The organism is Bartonella sp. AD328YNZD (genome assembly GCF_042196425.1).
In genome coordinates, this window is sequence record NZ_JBHIQG010000777.1 from 1 (window position 1) to 631 (window position 631).

General features: G+C 41.4%; 1 protein-coding gene and 1 pseudogene. Both read left to right on the top strand.

The annotated features are described in order from the left end of the window. Positions 1-198, top strand: a pseudogene (locus tag ACFIO3_RS14985) (50S ribosomal protein L10); the annotation flags it as partial. Positions 199-299: 101 nt separating this feature from the next. Beyond that, the coding region (gene rplL / locus ACFIO3_RS14990) for a 50S ribosomal protein L7/L12 (RefSeq protein ID WP_375704770.1) at positions 300-631 on the top strand (332 nt) is incomplete at its 3' end.

Sequence of the window (631 nt, forward strand, 5' to 3'; positions counted from 1 at the left end):
GGTTCAATGGGTGCAACAAGTTTAAGTGTAGATGCTGTGAAGTCATTGGCTTCATTGCCTTCATTAAACGAGTTGCGTGCAAAACTTGTGGGTATGATTTCTACCCCTGCGACCCGTATTGCACAGGTTGTTAATGCCCCTGCTGGTCAGGTTGCGCGTGTCATTGGAGCATATGCTCAGGAGGATAAGGCGGCTTAAGGCTGTTTGTATTCATGTTTATGGAAAAGCTTTAATGCTTTTCTGTTTTTTTGGATAAGTTTTAATAATGGTTCAAATCTTTTAATTGAAGGAATTTAAAAATGGCTGATCTAGAGAAGATCGTAGAAGACCTTTCTAATCTAACCCTTTTGGAAGCTGCTGAGCTTTCTAAGTTACTTGAAGAAAAGTGGGGGGTTTCGGCTGCTGCTCCTGTAGCTGTCGCTGCTGTTGCTGGTGCTGCTGCTCCAGCTGCTGAAGAAAAAACAGAATTTGATGTTATTCTTGTTGAAGGTGGCGCACAAAAAATTAATGTTATTAAAGAAGTTCGTGCCCTTACTGGACTTGGTCTTAAAGAAGCTAAAGATCTGGTTGAAGGAGCACCCAAGCCTATTAAAGAAGGTGCTTCTAAAGAAGAGGCAGAGAAAATTAAATC